Below are 17,842 nucleotides of genomic sequence, written 5' to 3'. Positions count from 1 at the left end.
ATGAACACTGTTGAAAAAAGGATTTCTGCTCGCTTATCGTTACGTGATCCTCAACGTGAATCTTTAAATATTTTGGTAAAAATCTTAGAAAATATAGAGCTTTCTAAAAATGCTGATTTGGTTGCAGAGTTAGAAGTGATAAAAAATCTTTATCCTTCTGTGCAAGATTTTGAACGAAACTTTCCCTCTTTTTGTTTTGCCTTAGCAACAGGTGTTGGGAAAACGCGACTTATGGGGGCTTTTATTAGCTATCTTTATTTAACAGGTCGTAGCCGCCATTTTTTTGTTTTAGCGCCAAATTTGACTATTTATGAAAAGTTAAAACAGGATTTTAGTCCCCAAAGTCCAAAGTATGTTTTCAGTGGAATGAGTGAATTTATTGCCAATAGACCCGTTATTATTACAGGTGAAGATTATGAAAGTGGTAAAGGTATTCGCGTTGATGAACACCATTTTGAAGGACAAAAGCGTTTGTTTGAGAATAGAGATACGGCCTTTATCAATATTTTTAATATTTCTAAAATTAATACAACAGATAATAAAAAAGGCGCACTAAAATCTAGTATTCCGAGAATTAAACGCTTACAAGAAACGATTGGTGAAAGTTATTTTGATTATCTCGCAAATCTTCCTGATTTAGTTTTGTTAATGGATGAAGCACATCGTTATCGAGCTTCTGCTGGTGCGGCAGCAATTAATGAGTTAAAACCTGTTTTAGGAATAGAGCTTACAGCGACACCAAAAACAATAGGTGCAAAACCCGTAGATTTTAAAAATGTTGTCTATAGTTATTCACTTGCAGAGGCTATGAGGGATGGTTTTGTAAAAGAGCCTGCTGTTGCTACACGTAAAGATTTTCAACCTCAAAATTATACATCTGAACAATTAGAACATATCAAATTACAAGATGCAATTCATGCCCATGAAAACGTGAAAGCAGATTTAATTGTCTATGCAAAAGATTATAACAAAAATTTCGTTAAGCCTTTTATTTTAGTTGTCGCTCAAGATACAAATCATGCACAGAAATTGCGTGATTTATTGGAATCAGATGATTTTTTTGCAGGAGCTTATAAGGGAAAAGTTATAGAGATTCATACAAAACAGTCGAATATAGAAGAAGATCAAAATATTCAAAAGCTGATTGCAATTGAAAATTCTTATGACCCAACAGAAATTGTTATTCACGTTAATAAATTAAAGGAGGGGTGGGATGTTACGAATCTCTATACTATTGTACCGTTGCGTGCATCGGCTTCAGAAATTTTAACAGAGCAAACAATTGGGCGTGGATTGCGTTTGCCTTATGGGTATAGAACAGGCGTGGAAGTTATTGATCGTTTAACAATTATTGCGCATGATCGTTTTCAAGATATTATTGATCGTGCAAACGATCCAAACTCAATTATAAAAAAGCATATTGAGATTGGAACAGGGGGTGATATATCCTCTGAAAAGACAGATATAGTGACAGTTCCAAGTCAAGTAGAAGCTTTATTGATGCAAACGATGGTAACACGTAATTCCGATATAAATGGAGCATCTTCTGATTTACAAGGTATCATATTACGTAATACAGATTCCCCTACATTAACGCCTGAGGAGCAAGAAATTGTAGCGATCGCGTGGGATCTTATCAAAGAGAATGATAAATTGCCAAGTTCTCAAATGCTTTGTTCTGCACAGATACAAGAAAAAATTGCTAATAAAGTTATGAATATTAAGCCTTCATCACAAAAGTCTCTTGTATCAAAAGTGGTGACAATTCTGACAAAACAATTAACAGAACTGATAATAGATATTCCAAATATTATACTCATACCTTCGCGTGATGTTACTTATGGTTTTTATGATTTTGATTTAAAAAATCTAGAAAGCTTAAATTTTCAACCTGTTAGTAAAGAACTTTTAATTCGAGAATTGCGTACCCATAAAAGCATTTTTCTTACTTCTAAGAATGAATATGTAAAAGAGCCTTATCTTGAAAACTACATCATTCGTGGTTTGATTGATAATGACTTTGTCGATTATGATAACCATACGCTCTTATTACGAAAATTAGCTAGTCAGATAGTAGAACATTTCCGATCTTATTTACCCAATGATACAGCTGTTGAGAACGTATTAATTCACTATCAGCACAAGCTTACTAGTTTTATTGTTGCGCAATTAAGAGAACATCAATGGGAAACGCAAAAAGATTATGCGGTTAAAGTTACACGAGGTTTTACAACTTTATCACCTATCCATTATGTGTTACCGCAAGGGACGTCTCCTCTTGATTTTCGTAATATTCCTGCCATTAAAAGTGATATTAAAAAACTTGTATTCAGCGGCTTTAGAAAATGCTGTTATCCTTTACAAAAGTTTGATTCAGTAGAAGGGGAATTACGATTTGCTCAAATATTAGAGGATGATGCACAAGTCTTGAAATGGATGAAACCCGCTCGAGGTTTTTTCAGAATAGAATATGATAAAGGATCGACTTATGAACCGGACTTTGTTGTAGAAACGAAGGATGCCAAATATCTTTGTGAGCCTAAAAAAGCCTCTGAAATGCAAAATCCTATTGTTTTAAAAAAGAGAGAAGCTGCAGTTCAATGGTGTTGTCATGCAACGCGCTATGCGGCGACTTATGGCGATAAAAAATGGTATTATGTTCTTATTCCCCATGATGCTATTAAAGCAAATAGTAGTTTTGAAGGTTTGTGTGCAGAGTTTACCATTTCAGAATCTATACTTGAGAGCTCGTAACTTTTTGCTTCAAAAATAAAACACATAAGTTTTTTAATTGACGGGTGTGAGGTTCAATCAAATGTTTGAATAATTATTTTTAACTTTTTTCTAACGACGTTAAAATAAAAAGAAAAATGTATAGAAAAGTTATACAAGATTATGCTTTTGTATGGGGATTTGTAGCACATTTACAATTTTTTATAAAAGTACAATCTTATTTTCGTTATGTGAAAAGATCTTTGAGTTATAGTCATAAATTAAAAAAATATTTTGATTTTATTGAGTAATTTGATAAATGTTCTTTTTTTTAAAAACTTAAACAGTTTATTGTTCTTTCATTTAAAACGCTTGAATATAATGAAATACCCAGAGGATAAAAGGGGGAGTTTTTCATATGACTTTAAATTTAACAAACACTGTTTTTAATTTTTTAAAGAAAAACCCGACAAAAAAGTTTACAGCTCGAGAAATTGCTCAATGGATATTTGAAAATTACCCAGAGAAATGCCGCCAAAAACAAAAGCATTCAACGGCGATAATCAATCCCCTTAATAGTGATGCAGCTCTTATTCAGCAAATTGTTGCTGAAATAGGATCGCAGCGCCCTCAATTACAAAAGCGTTATTCAGAAATTAAAACCACTGAAGGACGACCGCGACAATATTATTTTACTAAACAAACAGATAGTGCTGAAATTGACGCAATAGAGGACAATGCAAAGAGTAGAACAGAAGGTGGCTCTGTTAAAGAGCATGATCTTTATCCGTTATTATCTAAATTTTTATGGTCAGAGCTTGCAGTTTATAGCAAGCGCATTAATGAGAAATGTTCTCGTAATAAACATGGTGCAGGCGGAAATAAATGGCTTTATCCAGATCTCGTAGGGATGCAAGATTTAAGCAAGGAATGGAATCGTGAAATCAAAGACTGTGTTTTGCAATATTTTGATAAAAAGACAAAGCTTTGGTCTTTTGAAGTAAAAATTCTCATCAATCGTTCAAATTTACGAAAAGCATTTTTTCAAACAGTTAGTAATTCTTCATGGGCTAATTTGAGTTATTTAGTAGCTAGTGAAATTGAAGGAGTTGATACATTAAAAGAGCTTCGGATGCTTTCAAGTTTGCATGGAATTGGATTTATAAGACTTAATAAGGAAAACTCTTCCGAGAGTGAGATCTTAATTCCTGCCAAAGAACGTAGTGATATTGACTGGGATACTGCTAATAGATTAGTGGAGGAAAACAAAGATTTTCTTGATTATATTAAGCTTATTCGTCAATTTTATCAAACTGGTGAGATGCGTTCTCTAGATTGGGATCATATGTATCTATGAGGGGTATTTTTAAAAAGACTCCATTGTTTAAAAGCCCTTTTTTCAGAGTGATGAAAAATTACTCTAACTATTTTGTTTGACTTATTATATTGATATTGTATCAATTAAATTTTTTTCGCGTACCTCATGAGTGGGGTTGAGTCGGGGAAGAGTAAAAATTCTGTTTTAGGCCTGTTCTATTTTGTGCATTGGGCATGATTCCATTAGATACTAGACTTAATGACTATAATTTATTACAAATTTGCTACTTTAGAGAGTGAAATTCGACTTTTTTGCTTTGTTTATATCAAGCATTAAAAATATTACTTTCTCATATTGAAGTCTTCTTACGGAGAATTTACACTACTATTTCTTTAATTTCTACTGCTGTTCATTTTGATTATTATTAAGTTTTTTATTATCCGAAGTAAACATTCAAAAATATTAATTTTATAAAATATTCACACAGTTTACTCAATTTCTTGAAATAGATTTAAAAAATAAATTTTTCTCACATCTTATAGTAAAGGGGTGTACTATCACAGTTTGCCACAATACTCTCTTTATTTTTCAATAATACCGCACGCTAAACGTGCACCACCTCCGCCAAGCGGTAATGGTTTATCTGATTGATTATCAGCCCCTAAATGAATGACTAAAGAGCGCCCTTTAATTTCAGAGATTTTTTTTAATCGTGGAGCAAGAACGCTCATTATGGCATATCCGTGCTTATCAACATAAAGTGCTGGTAAATCACCAAGATGACCATTGACATTATAAGGTCCTAAATGTTTTCCGGTATGTTCCGGATCATAATGTCCACCTGCGCTTCCACCAATTATGCCATCTTTTGTATCACATGAAGGATTCACATGTACATGAAAACCATGCATCCCTTCTGATAAAGTAGATAAATTAGGGATGAAAATCAAACCGTATGTGTTTTCTTCAATTTTAATGCTACCAATAGCCTTTTTGAAATTGTTATCTTCTAATTTATAAATATTTACTTGTGTTGATAGTGCTAATACAGAATTTTTATGAATTAAAAATGCCATAAAAAACAATAATGATAATAATATTTTTTTCATAAAATACCTTTATACTTATTTTTAAATAGATTATTATCTATAATTAATAATCTATATTAATAATATATTATATAAATGTCTTAAATTGAACTTTAACAAAAATAATTTAAATAGAAATATTAGTTATTAGAAAGAGCAAATAAATTAAAGTATGTTTATATATATATATTTCTAAACATAACTTTCATTTTTTGATCTATAAAAAATGTAGCTTCCATAGACTGATAATTATATCTCGCTTACATTTCTTCAAGAGATGCTTTAAAAAATCTACTTTTTTGATGTATAATAAAGAATTAAGCAAACAGTTTTAATAAGTTAGATGTTATTTCATTTATAATATGATAATCGTTTCATCAAAAAAAAGAACATATAATTTGTTGATGATTTAATTGTTTTTCATAGAAAAAATGACGAGAAATTTCTATTCATTATGAAATTTATAAGAGAAAGAATTATTATGATTCATATAAATTTCCCATAACATACAGCATATACCGACACTTCCTCCCATTCCTGATCCTATCAGTGCTCCTATTATTATTCCGGCAGAAAGTGCTACTCCTATACCCATTGCGATAACTGGACCAAATCCTGGAAGAGCAATATAACCATAAGCTGAAAGAGTTGCCGCGATAGCTCCTGATATGCTTCCATTTAAAACGCCAATGAAAGAAAATTCTTTAATAGAATGGCAGCACTTTTTTAAGTTTTTTTTCTTACGGCTGTAAAAAGAAATGTTGCTGTAAGTTTTAAAATCAATCATATTCTTTTCTTTCATTTTGAATGCTAACTGTTCCTGAATAGTCAACGGATACGAAAAAATGGGACTTTTTAAATTTTACTAAAGCACGCCAGATGCCATTGTCATCTAAACGCAATCGTTTAATATTCTCAAAACCATTTTGCATAAGACAATTTTTAACTTGTGAAGCAGTAAATGAGTTCTGACCTATTTTAGTGACATTTTGAGTAGAGCTATAGGTAAAGGTTTGACAATAAGGAAGGTGAAAAACTTCACTTATTGAAGTAGTGACTATCAACGAGACACATACAATCATTATAAAAAAAGTACTTAATTTCAAAAATTTATTTAGTGTCATCTTGTTACCATTTGTTAAAACAACACTTCATTAACCTCTGTGTTACTAACAGGTTCCAAAGATGATTTTATTTTTAATATTATACTTAATAATAAAAAGATTTTAAAATCTATTGATTAAATAAAACTGTTTTTTATTATTTATTTTCTTATTAAAATTAATATTATAAAATAACTCTTTAAAAACGGTATTATTTTTCATTTTCTTTATAGTGCAAAATTTAACAGATGTGATTTAGCAAGATATCTTTACAATTTAAGTTTTAGACTATAATTAAGTTTTATCTTATTTCATATCAATATGCTAAATATATATAATAATTTTTTCTTTCCTAGAAAGAACAAAGATATTTTTTGCATCAGTAATATGATATGATTGCAAAATGCAATTTATTATTTTTTTATTTTACGTTATTATCCATTATTGTTCAGTAGGGCTGTTTTGATGATTTTGTTGGAGATATTTGCATAATTTCCTTGAATCCATAACCCGGATACATTCCTTCGCGCATAAATAAATTACGTAATGGTGGGAAACTATGTAACAAACCAAGCCCAATGCTTCGTATGATATGAACAGGCAACATATGAGAAAGTAGAGCAGAGTTCAGTGTATGAACAGCTCCACTTCGGATTAATATATCTGGTTTGCGACATTTGTTATAATGTGCAACAATCATTTCAGAGTTAGAATTGGATATTTTATTAGGTAAAATATCAATTAAAGTTTGGACATCACGGAATCCTAAATTCAATCCTTGTGCCCCAATAGGGGGGAAAACATGAGCGGCTTCACCGACTAAAATTGTTCGATTAGCAGCAAAATGACGAGAAAGAAGTCCGAAAAGCGGCCATGCTTGAATTGATGTTTCTAAGCTTAGCTTTCCAAGCATTGATTGCATTTTGTTTTCGATCATTTTTGCAATTGTTTTTGGTTCTGTATTCAATAATTCTTCAGCACGGGAAGGATGAACAACCCATACAAGACTAGATCTTCGTCCTGGTAGTGGAACCTGTGTAAATGGACCGTGTTCTGTATGAAATTCGGTTGATGTATTTTGATGAGAAAACTCATGAGAAAAGTTGAGAACAAGTGCTTTTTGTGGATAATTCCACTGTTTGACACTTATCCCTGCTGCGGCACGTGTAAGAGAGTGACGTCCATCAGCTGCAATAACAAGTGGTGCTTGAATGACTCTACAATCAGCAAGAGTAATACATACATGTTTTTTTGTGTGATGAACAGATTTGGCTGCAGAAACAAATCTTGTAATATTAGGCGTATGTGTAACAGCATCGACTAAAGCACTGTTCAATTTTACATTAGGTATATTATAGCCAAAAGCTTTTTCACCAATTTCAGCAGAAGAAAAATGCACCGTAGGAGCATGCACAATTCTAGAAGTTATATCTATAATTCTCATGGAAGATAAAGCTGCTGCATGTTTTTGAAGATTATCCCAAATATTGAGTTTTTGAAGCATGCGTATTGCAGGCATCATAAGAGCAGTTGTCCGTAACTCATCTGTATGAGCAGGGGGCCCAACAAGAAAAACAGAAAGCCCCTCATGTGCAAGACTCAGCGCCGCTAACATTCCGACAGGGCCTGCACCAATAACAGCAATATCTTTATGCTCTTCCTTTTCAAATATCACAATGACTTGAACCTTTCTCCATTGAGAAAATATTTTAACATTTCCAAATGATCGCTCTCTTTTTATTATATGAAGCTCTTCTATTATAGTATGTAATAAATAATGCGATATAAAAAAGTAACCTTTTTATGATTTTTTAAAATGCTGAGTTATATCATCGGTAAAAAATGGCGTATTGATAGATGGTTGAAGACTTTAAAAACGAGGATAAGAAAAACTTGAAACGTAAACTAACAAAGAAAATCAAAACAAATGCTAAATTATTACGCCATAAAAAAGTAACAATGCCACAAGCAAAGGCCTTTTCTGTTCATTTACTAACAGCTTCGGGATCATTTTTAGCGTTTCTTTCTCTTATATCAGCCTCTCAAAAAGAATGGACAGCTATGTTCTGTTGGCTTGGGCTTGCTCTTCTCGTTGATGGTATAGATGGACCAATTGCACGTAAACTTGATGTTAAATACGTTCTTCCAACATGGTCTGGAGAGCTGTTAGATAATATTATTGATTACGTGACTTATGTCTTAATTCCTGCCTTTGCACTCTATCAAAGTGGTTTTATGGGGGTAGGGTTATCATTTTCATTGAGTGCAATTATTGTTATTTCATCTGCTATTTATTATGCAGATACTAGTATGAAAACCAAAGAAAATTTTTTTAAAGGATTTCCTGTTGTTTGGAATATGATGATTTTTACGCTTTTTGTCGTCAGACCAGGAGAGTGGATTACTTTTATCATTATTGTTTTATCGGCGATTATATCTTTTTTGCCAATTTATTTTATTCATCCAGTAAGAGTCCTTCGTTTACGTAGGGTTAATTTTCCCATTTTTCTCTTATGGTGTTTTTTTGGTATTTCTGCCTTCTTTTATCAACTAGAGGCTCCCTATTGGGTTAAAATAGGAATTTCGGTAACAGGAATTTATATATATTGTATTGGTGCAATCATGCAAATATTTCCTCAACTTGGGGCAAAAAATATAAAAAAAACAATGAAATAGTTGTTTTAAGAAGGGTGTGAGATGCAAATTAATTTTGGAGCAGATGATGATATTTCTTTTACGAAAGAAGGGCGGGCTGGTATTATAAAGCTCACACGTCCTTCAGCATTAAACGCTCTTAATCAACGAATGGTTTCAGCTTTAAAAAAAGCTCTCAGAACATGGGAAACAGATGATAATGTTTCTTGTGTCTTAATTGAAGGGGAGGGGCGTGCTTTTTGTGCTGGTGGAGATATTGTAGAAATCTATCATATGGGGAAAAGTGTTGCTGCTTGTCAATACTTTAGGGATGAATATAGCTTAAATGCTTATATCAAACATTTTTCAAAGCCCTACATTGCTTTCTTAAACGGTATTTGGATGGGAGGAGGGGTCGGTATTTCTCTCTATGGTTCGCATCGAATTGTTACAGAAAATACAGTTTTTGCTATGCCAGAAGGTGCGATTGGATTTTTCCCAGATGTAGGTGCAAGTTTTTTCTTACCATCTCTTCCCAATCATTTTGGCATCTATCTTGCATTAACGGGCGCACGCATAAAGTGGGGAGATTGCTTAAATTTAGGATTAGCAACACACGCCGTTGCTGAAACTGAATTCGATATGATTAGAAAAGCTGTTATTGAGCAAGGAGATCCTACTTTAGCTTTAAACGAGCGAGCAATTACAAAAGACTATGAAACAAGTCATGAAATACGTTGTATTATTAACAGTTGTTTTAGTGCCCATAGCTTAGAAGAATGTCTTGAGTTGCTACATAAAAAAAGCAATGAAGATGTTTTATTTGCTAAAGAATGTTATGATATTTTGCAGTCACGTTCCCCGACAAGTTTAAAAGTTATCTGGAAACAAATGAAACAAAATTCATCTCAAACGTTGGAAGATTGTATGAAAATTGAAAACCGCATAGCGCATCATATGATTCATTCACATGATTTTTATGAAGGTATACGTGCTATGTTAATCGATAAGGATAAAAGACCTCAATGGCAGCCAGATAAACTTTCAAATGTGACAGATGAAATGGTAGATTCTTACTTCCAACCTGTTGAACAAGAGTTATTATTGTGAAAAATAATTCTCACAAACAGATTTCAAAAATCAATTTAATCTATAACTGTTACTTACGGTTTTTGGCACTTATTTGCTTAGTTCTAGGTATTTGTTATTGGATACGCCTTGTTGGTGTTTTTCCAGGTATTCTATGGCGTTTTGATCTTATGCCTTGGCAGTGGCAATTTGCATCAGTTATATTGGCTATTCTCTATCCTATTGCCTTAGTTGGACTTTGGATGTATTCACTATGGGGCATCATTGTGTGGTGTATTGCAGCATTGATTGAAGCAATAACAATGTATTATTCCGATTTTATTTATCAGCCATTTGTACCATTATTTCATGGAATATTGTTTTTAGCTTTTATAGCACTACAAATTGTGATGATTTTTTTTAAAAGAGTAAAAAATAAAAAACATTGTGATTGAAATTTTCAAGCCAGAATAACAGGCTCGATTTTCAATCTTAGCTAACTTAAGTAGCTCATTTTAAAGATTCGTTCTTCAAAGCGCTGATGCTAGATATACTTTTTCTATAAAGTTCCATAATATATATTATGCGATAATATGATACAGAAGATAAATCCTTTATCCAAAAAGAAAACCCTACTTTAAAACATCATCATAATATTTATATCATACAATTTACTTTTAAAATAAAATTTGGTCTTTAAGGTATATACCTTAAAGACCAAAATAGTGATAACGAAATTACGTATAATAAAATAAGGAAAATTATTGCATTATTTTACAACGTTTCATACGTGCAAGATCACTCAAAACAGCATTACGGTTATTTAAAGCCGAAATTTCATTACTTTCACTGGATTTAGTATCCATAAAAAACAAAGCAGGTACAAATACAACACTTGCCGCTGCTAAAGCCACGTTTTTATTTCTTGCTTTAGAACGCTCTGCAATTGTATCATTAATCTGACGTTTATTAGCAAAAAACTCCCGTTGAATATCGGCACAACTCATTGATCCGTCATGTAATGTTGTCGTTGCAATATTTTTTTCTAAACGCCCCCCACATGCTGTTAAGGAAACCGCTAAAACCACAATACATACACCCCGCTTAAAATTCTTATACATAAAAGCCTCATTTTTGACATAAAAAACACTAAATATGTCAAAAATTAAATAAAATAAAGGATAAATTTAAAAGTATTTTATTTAACTTAAAATATTGCGCATAATAAGCTTATGCATCTGTTTCAAAAGTAAGACCTTGATATGCAGGTTTTACATAGGATGGAACGTAATTTATAACCTTATTGTAATCCAGCGATCTGTCCATATGTGTGAGTATTGCTTGTTTTGGCTTTAAATATTCTATCCACTGTAATGCTTGATCAACAGAAAAATGACTCGGATGGGATTTAAATTGAAGAGCTTCAATGATGAGAACATCCAAATCCATTAATTTGGATAAAGTTTTTTCAGGAAATTTACTAACATCCGTACAATAGGCAACATTCCCAATCCGAAAACCTAAGGAATGAATGTTTCCGTGGTGTTGTAAATGTGTATTGACGCTTATTTCTCCGCCCTGCCCCTGAATAATAAATTGGCTATCTTCATTGATAAGATGCTCTTTTAAAATGGGAGAATAAGATGAATCTTTTGGAGTTTGAAAACAATATCCGAAAGCACTTTTGAGATGCTCTAGTGTAAATCTGTCGGCATAGATATCTATTAAACATTTTTGTGCAAGTGCATAGCTGCGTAAATCATCAATACCGTGGATATGGTCTGCATGAGAATGCGTGTAAAGAGCAGCATCAAGATGGCTTACACGCGCATCGATCATTTGTGAGCGAAAATCTGGACCTGTATCAATAACGATCGTTGTTTTTTCTCCTGAAGGTTTAATACGTTCAACTAATAAAGAACTTCTGTAGCGTTTATTTTTAGGGTTATTCGGATCACATGTTCCCCAATCACCATTAGGTCTTGGCACTCCTGGAGAAGGACCACAACCTAATATTGTAAATCGGTATTGATCACACATATCTTTTGCCTTATTTCATTTTGCTAAATAAACGAAAAGCATTACGCGTTGTTATTTGAGCTGTTTCTTCAATGCTTAAGCCAATTGTTTCAGCCAAAACAGCTGCTGTATAACATACAAAAGATGGTTCATTTGTTTTGCCCCGATGGGGACTAGGTGCTAAAAATGGAGCATCTGTTTCCACTAACAAATGCTCATGGGGCACAATTTTTGCTATTTCACGGATTTCAAATGCGTTTTTAAAAGTAAGAATACCTGAAAAAGAAATATAACCACCAAGTTCAATTCCAGCACGAGCAAGTTGCATTCCAGACGAATAACAATGAAGGATAAAGGGAAAAGCTCCTTCTTTTGTCTGTTCACGTAATATTTTCTCCATATCGATATCGGCATTGCGTGAATGTATAACAAGAGGAATCTGTGTTTCTCGAGAAGCAATGATATGTTCATAAAAAACTTTCTTTTGCTCTTCTGGAGTAGAATAATCATAATGATAATCAAGTCCCCCTTCCCCAAACGCAACAATTTTAGGGTGATTCGAGAGCTGTATAAGCTCTTCCGCTGTAATATTTTGTTCTTCATGCGCATGATTGGGGTGTGTTCCAACGGAACAAAAGACTTGATCATAGCTTTGCGCAATGGCTAACAGCTTATCTAACTTATAAACATGGGTTGAAATTGTTATCATACGTTTAACGTCAGCATCTAAAGCCCGTTGGATAACATTATCCAAATCTTGTGAAAAATCTTCAAAATCAAGATGACAATGTGTATCAATCAACATGATGAGTATCTTCTTTCTTCAAGATATAACGAGGAAAAATTGGTTCTGGTGGTGGAAGATCAAGCCCTTCTTGAATTTTTGAATGACTTATATGATACAATAACCGATCATCTTCAGCAACCGCAAGGCTATCAAGAAGTTTCGCTGCTGATTGGGGTATGAAAGGCAAAAGCATAATTCCTATTCTCCGCAAGATTTCTACAGTTATATAAAGAACTGTAGAAAATCGCTCTCGATCATTTTTACGTAAACTCCAAGGTTGTTCGTTGGCAAAATAGCGATTGGCATCTGCTACAATTGAAAAAATAGCTGAAAGTGCTAAATGCATACTATAAGAAGACATAGCTTGGTGTACAGTTTCAAGTACTTGAAGAGATTGTTCTAAAAGCTGTTTATCTTGAGCTGAAAATGAAGCTGGTTTCGGGACTTGTGCATTACAATTTTTGGCAATCATAGACAAACAGCGCTGTGCTAAATTACCAAGATCATTAGCAAGATCAGCATTAATACGGTTCACAAGGCTTTCATGACTATAACTACCATCTTGTCCGAATGGCACTTCACGGAGAAGGAAATAACGGACCTGATCAAGACCATAGTGTTCAACCATTTCAAAAGGATCAACGACATTTCCAATAGATTTTGACATTTTTGCACCACGATTAAGTAAAAAACCATGTGCAAAAATATTTTTAGGCAATTCAATTCCAGCAGACATTAAAAATGCCGGCCAATAGACTGCATGAAAACGAATAATATCCTTACCAATAATATGCGTATTTGCAGGCCAAAAATCACGTTTTTTTGAATTTTCATTGAAAAAACCTATTGCTGATAGATAATTTGTAAGCGCATCAACCCAGACATACATCACGTGCTTTGGATTCTCAGGAACAGCAATTCCCCAGTTAAAACTTGCGCGTGAAATAGAGATATCTTTTAAACCTGATTTGATAAAACTTATAATTTCATTACGCCGCTCAAATGGAGCAATAAAATCAGGATGTTTTTCATAATATTCAAGAAGAGCCTTTTCATAATGAGAAAGTTTAAAAAAATAACTTTCTTCTTCATTCCATTCAACTGGAGAGCCTAATTCCTTCTCACGACGGATGTTGTCTGGTCCAACTTCCGTATCTTTTTCTTCATAATAGGCTTCTTGGCGAACCGAATACCACCCCGTATAACGACCGAGATAAATATCGCCATTTGCTTCCATCTTTTTCCAAATTTCTTGACAAGCTTGATAATGGCGTTCTTCTGTCGTACGGATAAAATCATCGTTAGAACAATTTAATACTGCAAGCATTTTTTGAAACACCGCACTATTACGATCTGCAAGCTGCTGAGGTGTCATGCCTAATGCAGCTGCGGTTTGTTGCATCTTGAGACCATGCTCATCTGTACCAGAAAGAAAAAATACATTTTTTCCGTTTAACCGTTGAAAGCGGGCTAAAACATCGCTTGCAATTGCACTATAAGCATGTCCAATATGTGGAGCACCATTAGGATAAAAAATGGGAGTTGTTATGTAATATGTGTCACGCATGTCATACTCGTTGTAAAACGCTATAAATAAAAGATATTATGACATAACGTTTGTTTATCGCATTGTCACGGAAAAACTAATCCTCATGAATGATCTTATGAACTTTAAAAAGCAAGTTAATAACAAACTGCTTTTTATCGAGATTAAACAGTTGTATTTCCTCTATTTCTTGATGAATCTCCCGCCATTTTTCCGCATATTTTTTTGAGAGAAATAAGTCTCCCTTTTCAACGAGCATGATAGCTTTTTTTTGAATTTTATTAAGAATTTCATCACAAAATTGTTGAAATTGGAATGTAGAAGAAACAGATGAAAATGTTTGTGCAAGAGTATGTACAATCATTGCGTTACAAACAGGTTTCTCTAGGAGAGCATCAATTGTTTTAATAATTTCAAAACCGCCATGGCAAACAAGTAAAGCAGCTTTTCGAGGACTTCCTTTAGATTTTTCAATAATCATTTCAATTGTTTTCTCATCAGGTAAATCCTGATTGGCGAAAATATGTGTAATAACTTTTTTCATTTCATCGTTATTCAAGGGACGAAAAGAGATTTTTTGACACCGTGAATGGATTGTTGGAAGCAATTTGCCAGAAGAATGCGCGATAATAACAAATAACGTTTTTGTAGGTGGTTCTTCAAGTATTTTAAGAATTGCATTTGCTGCATTTCTATTCATATCATCTGCAGAATCAACAATAACTATACGCCATCCATTTTCTTGTGATGTTCGGCTTAAAAAATGCATAATATCACGGATATCATCAACGAGTATTCCTGTTTTAAACTTTTGCGTTTTCACATCAAATCGACGTGAAATATACAAAAGACCAGGGTGACTTCCTTGTGTAATTTGGCGCCATGGGGTAGAATAAGGATCGGGTTTCAAGAAAGCACTCTGTTGAAAACTTAAAATGTTCCAAGCAAGATGAAAGGCTAATGTAGCCTTTCCAATCCCATATTCTCCTTCAAATAATAATGCATGATGTAAACGCTCTTCTTTAAGCATTTGTGTCAAAAAATGACGCACATCCTCATGACCAAAGATAACATTGTTCTGGGATGGTGATAAAATTGTATCAATATCATCATATTGGCGTAAGGTATTTACATTACTCATGAAAGCTGATCCAACAATACCTGATGACAAATATTTTTTATTTGATGAGCAATGGCTTCCACTGAGCCAGTGGCATCAATAACTCGAAATCTATGGGGTTCCTGTTTGGCCAATTGAAGAAAAGCCTGACGCCTTTGTTCTTGAATTTCCAACAGATCTTTTTCAAAATAATCAATTTCTTCTGTTTTTTTTCTTCGCAAATTTGCACGCTTCATACCACACATTGCAGGCATATCTAATAAAAATGTTAAATGAGGCAAAATACCATTGAGCGCAATACACTCTAAAACAGAAAGAAGAGAAGAACTGACGGTATCATTGAGTCCTTGATAAACGCGTGTAGAATCAATAAAGCGGTCACATAAAACGATTTTACCTTTTTGCAAAGAAGGTGCGATAACCTCAGTAACATGGTCGACACGTGCAGCTGTAAACAAAACAGCTTCAATCAACGGTCCATACTGTCGCGCCTGCCCCGACAACAAAATATGCCGGATTGCTTCTGCTCCTGGTGTTCCTCCTGGTTCTCGTGTTGTGACAACATCATAACCTTGGTGTGAGAGAGACTCAGCAAGTAAAGAAATCTGCACCGTTTTCCCTACCCCGTCCCCTCCTTCAAATGTAATAAAATAACCTGACACGTATGATCTTAACCTTATTAGCGCGTAACTACAAATATTTTCGTAACCATCCAATTGTTATTTCATAGAATGCATTTTTTACTTTTGCAAAGAAACTTCCTTCCTGAACATTCATTCCGGCAAAAACTGGTTTTTCCAGAAGAACCTTTTTATCTTCTAAAATTTGAATAACGCCAACTGATTGCCCAGAAACGATGGGAGCTTTCAATGGACCATGATATTTAATTTTTGCTTTAACATTTACTTTTTTTTCATTCGAAAGCATAAAACTTATTGGTGTTTTAACAATGAGTGGAACAAAATTTTGTTTACCACCATAAACAGAAGCACGACCAACCGTTTCTTCTTTTGTAAAAATCGTTTTGAGATCAAAAGCCGTCATTCCCCATTGAAGAATGCGTTCTATTTCTTTTGTATATTTTTTACCATCTTGCAAACCATTGATTGCTAAAAAAAGACGTCGATGATTTTTAGAAATGGTGGCAACCATTGAAAAACCTTCTTTTTCACTGTAGCCAAAACCAAATCCTTCTACACCAATTTCCTTAGAAATAAGAGGATTTTTATTACGTTGAAAAATATTATTCCATGTAAAATGAGGCTCACAATAAAGTGCATAATAGTCCGGATATTCCTGAACAATATGACGTGCTAATATAATCATATCACGCACAGTTACAAATTGTCCCTCTTCGGGTAACCCTGTTGCATTAACAAAATGACTCTGAGATAATCCGATTATTTTTGCGCGCTGATTCATCAACTTTGTGAAATGAGCTTCATCTCCCGATATTCCTTCAGCAAGAATAATAGCAGCATCATTTCCATTCACAATAATTAAACCACGCAACAGATCAGAAACACTGATTTCTGTTTTTATCTTTGCAAACATAGTGGTTGTACCGGAAGGTGCTCCACCCTTGCGCCAAGCATTTTCACTGACCTTAAATTTCTGCGTACTTTTTAATAATCCTTTTTTTAATTGATGAAATACAACTTCTGCTGTCATCAATTTTACTAATGAAGCAGGAAAAAAAGGAATAGCACTTTGTTTTTCATAAAGTATTGTCTCTGTATCATCATCGAGTAATAACAATTGTGAAGCAGAAATTTGAAAATCTTCTGCTTTCCCCCACATGACAAATACCAATATCCCCCATAAGGTCAATAAGATCCTTAATATTGTGTACATAGCTGCTCCTCCCATCCCAAAGATCAACATAAAGAATCTTATATAGGAAAAAACTTTTTTATTTCCGCAAATTGAGGAATTATTGATAACTCAAGAAAAGATTTTATTTTTATTCAGCGTTAGCAAAAGTAAAATGATGCACTTCTTATCTTCCACCTAGATTCAATTTTATGTTTTAAAGCATGAGAGACAAAATTTTTTTTTATTTGTTGTTTTATATTGATAGTAGATTGATTTATTATGATAAATTATAATCTTTTAACGTGGATCTGATTCAAAATACTGTAAGATTCTTTCGTTATATTTCCTCTCATATTGAATTCAATAAAATCGCTTGCTTACGCATCATAAGTAGGGTTCGTATATAGATAAAAATTATTAAAAAAGAGAGTAAAAATACTTCTTATCAACCTCTCAAGTGTTAAGAATTATCGCATAAAACATTGGGGCTTGCAAAGTGTATGACGGTGTCGGTTTATATCTTCATAAGTGTGAAGATGGTGATATCTAAAGGCGTTACAGTTATGCCATTCACAGGCGCTGTCGTAAAATAGACCTGTAGCGTGTTGAAGTATGTCTCTTTTAAATAAGTT

16 protein-coding genes are annotated in these 17,842 nt (G+C 33.4%); 5 read left to right on the top strand and 11 right to left on the bottom strand.

The window, feature by feature from the left end; translation table 11 throughout:
* Nucleotides 1–2,754, top strand: coding sequence for a DEAD/DEAH box helicase (locus ACFIK3_RS03535; RefSeq protein WP_375676260.1), 2,754 nt, complete (start codon nucleotides 1–3; stop codon nucleotides 2,752–2,754).
* A 376-nt stretch (nucleotides 2,755–3,130) separates the two neighbouring features.
* Entirely contained in the window at nucleotides 3,131–4,069 is a 939-nt protein-coding gene (locus tag ACFIK3_RS03530) for a COG2958 family protein (RefSeq protein ID WP_375643431.1), read from the top strand.
* A gap of 542 nt (nucleotides 4,070–4,611) precedes the next feature.
* Here the strand turns inward: ACFIK3_RS03530 and sodC are convergent.
* The 4 genes from sodC to ACFIK3_RS03510 form a co-directional block, all read right to left on the bottom strand.
* Nucleotides 4,612–5,139, bottom strand: coding sequence for a superoxide dismutase [Cu-Zn] SodC (gene sodC, locus ACFIK3_RS03525; protein ID WP_273791249.1), 528 nt, complete (start codon nucleotides 5,137–5,139; stop codon nucleotides 4,612–4,614).
* Between the two features lie 424 nt (nucleotides 5,140–5,563).
* The gene (locus ACFIK3_RS03520; protein ID WP_375676259.1) at nucleotides 5,564–5,920 is read right to left on the bottom strand and encodes a hypothetical protein; all 357 of its coding nucleotides are present in this window, start codon (nucleotides 5,918–5,920) and stop codon (nucleotides 5,564–5,566) included.
* Nucleotides 5,898–6,242, bottom strand: coding sequence for a hypothetical protein (locus ACFIK3_RS03515; protein ID WP_273791056.1), 345 nt, complete (start codon nucleotides 6,240–6,242; stop codon nucleotides 5,898–5,900). The genes ACFIK3_RS03520 and ACFIK3_RS03515 overlap by 23 nt, the downstream gene beginning before the upstream one ends.
* Before the next feature lie 427 nt (nucleotides 6,243–6,669).
* Nucleotides 6,670–7,896 (bottom strand): UbiH/UbiF family hydroxylase, encoded by a 1,227-nt coding sequence (locus ACFIK3_RS03510; RefSeq protein ID WP_375637628.1) that lies wholly within the window; start codon nucleotides 7,894–7,896, stop codon nucleotides 6,670–6,672.
* A gap of 182 nt (nucleotides 7,897–8,078) precedes the next feature.
* Between ACFIK3_RS03510 and pcsA the strand changes: the two genes are divergently transcribed.
* Genes pcsA through ACFIK3_RS03495 form a run of 3 tightly spaced genes read left to right on the top strand, consistent with a single transcriptional unit; the run spans nucleotide 8,079 to nucleotide 10,378 of the window.
* The gene (gene pcsA / locus ACFIK3_RS03505; protein ID WP_273791054.1) at nucleotides 8,079–8,897 is read left to right on the top strand and encodes a phosphatidylcholine synthase; all 819 of its coding nucleotides are present in this window, start codon (nucleotides 8,079–8,081) and stop codon (nucleotides 8,895–8,897) included.
* A 21-nt stretch (nucleotides 8,898–8,918) separates the two neighbouring features.
* Nucleotides 8,919–9,965, top strand: coding sequence for an enoyl-CoA hydratase/isomerase family protein (locus ACFIK3_RS03500; RefSeq protein WP_375676258.1), 1,047 nt, complete (start codon nucleotides 8,919–8,921; stop codon nucleotides 9,963–9,965).
* Nucleotides 9,962–10,378 (top strand): DUF6163 family protein, encoded by a 417-nt coding sequence (locus tag ACFIK3_RS03495; RefSeq protein WP_273791052.1) that lies wholly within the window; start codon nucleotides 9,962–9,964, stop codon nucleotides 10,376–10,378. Before ACFIK3_RS03500 ends, ACFIK3_RS03495 begins: the two co-directional genes overlap by 4 nt.
* A gap of 306 nt (nucleotides 10,379–10,684) precedes the next feature.
* Here the strand turns inward: ACFIK3_RS03495 and ACFIK3_RS03490 are convergent, their stop codons facing one another.
* The 7 genes from ACFIK3_RS03490 to ACFIK3_RS03460 form a co-directional block, all read right to left on the bottom strand.
* On the bottom strand, nucleotides 10,685–11,044 hold the full coding sequence (locus ACFIK3_RS03490) for a hypothetical protein (RefSeq protein WP_375613428.1): 360 nt from the start codon (nucleotides 11,042–11,044) through the stop codon (nucleotides 10,685–10,687).
* Nucleotides 11,045–11,153: 109 nt separating this feature from the next.
* Nucleotides 11,154–11,963, bottom strand: a complete 810-nt coding sequence (locus ACFIK3_RS03485) for an MBL fold metallo-hydrolase (protein WP_375664185.1) — start codon at nucleotides 11,961–11,963, stop codon at nucleotides 11,154–11,156.
* Nucleotides 11,964–11,973: 10 nt separating this feature from the next.
* Nucleotides 11,974–12,747: a TatD family hydrolase gene (locus tag ACFIK3_RS03480; protein ID WP_375657783.1), complete on the bottom strand. Its 774-nt coding sequence runs from the start codon at nucleotides 12,745–12,747 to the stop codon at nucleotides 11,974–11,976.
* Nucleotides 12,737–14,296 (bottom strand): methionine--tRNA ligase, encoded by a 1,560-nt coding sequence (metG, locus tag ACFIK3_RS03475; RefSeq protein ID WP_375631131.1) that lies wholly within the window; start codon nucleotides 14,294–14,296, stop codon nucleotides 12,737–12,739. Before metG ends, ACFIK3_RS03480 begins: the two co-directional genes overlap by 11 nt.
* A gap of 76 nt (nucleotides 14,297–14,372) precedes the next feature.
* A complete protein-coding gene (locus ACFIK3_RS03470; protein WP_375611915.1) occupies nucleotides 14,373–15,416 on the bottom strand; it encodes a DNA polymerase III subunit delta' in 1,044 nt (347 codons plus the stop codon).
* A complete protein-coding gene (gene tmk, locus ACFIK3_RS03465; RefSeq protein ID WP_273791046.1) occupies nucleotides 15,413–16,057 on the bottom strand; it encodes a dTMP kinase in 645 nt (214 codons plus the stop codon). Before tmk ends, ACFIK3_RS03470 begins: the two co-directional genes overlap by 4 nt.
* A gap of 28 nt (nucleotides 16,058–16,085) precedes the next feature.
* Entirely contained in the window at nucleotides 16,086–17,249 is a 1,164-nt protein-coding gene (locus tag ACFIK3_RS03460; RefSeq protein ID WP_273791045.1) for a D-alanyl-D-alanine carboxypeptidase family protein, read from the bottom strand.
* Nucleotides 17,250–17,842 lie beyond the last annotated feature (593 nt).

Origin of the sequence: Bartonella sp. CB10SXKL (assembly GCF_042195515.1) — a bacterium.
Taxonomy (GTDB): domain Bacteria; phylum Pseudomonadota; class Alphaproteobacteria; order Rhizobiales; family Rhizobiaceae; genus Bartonella.
The sequence above is the reverse complement of the archived record's forward strand: the minus strand, read 5'-3'. Positions and strand labels throughout refer to the sequence as shown.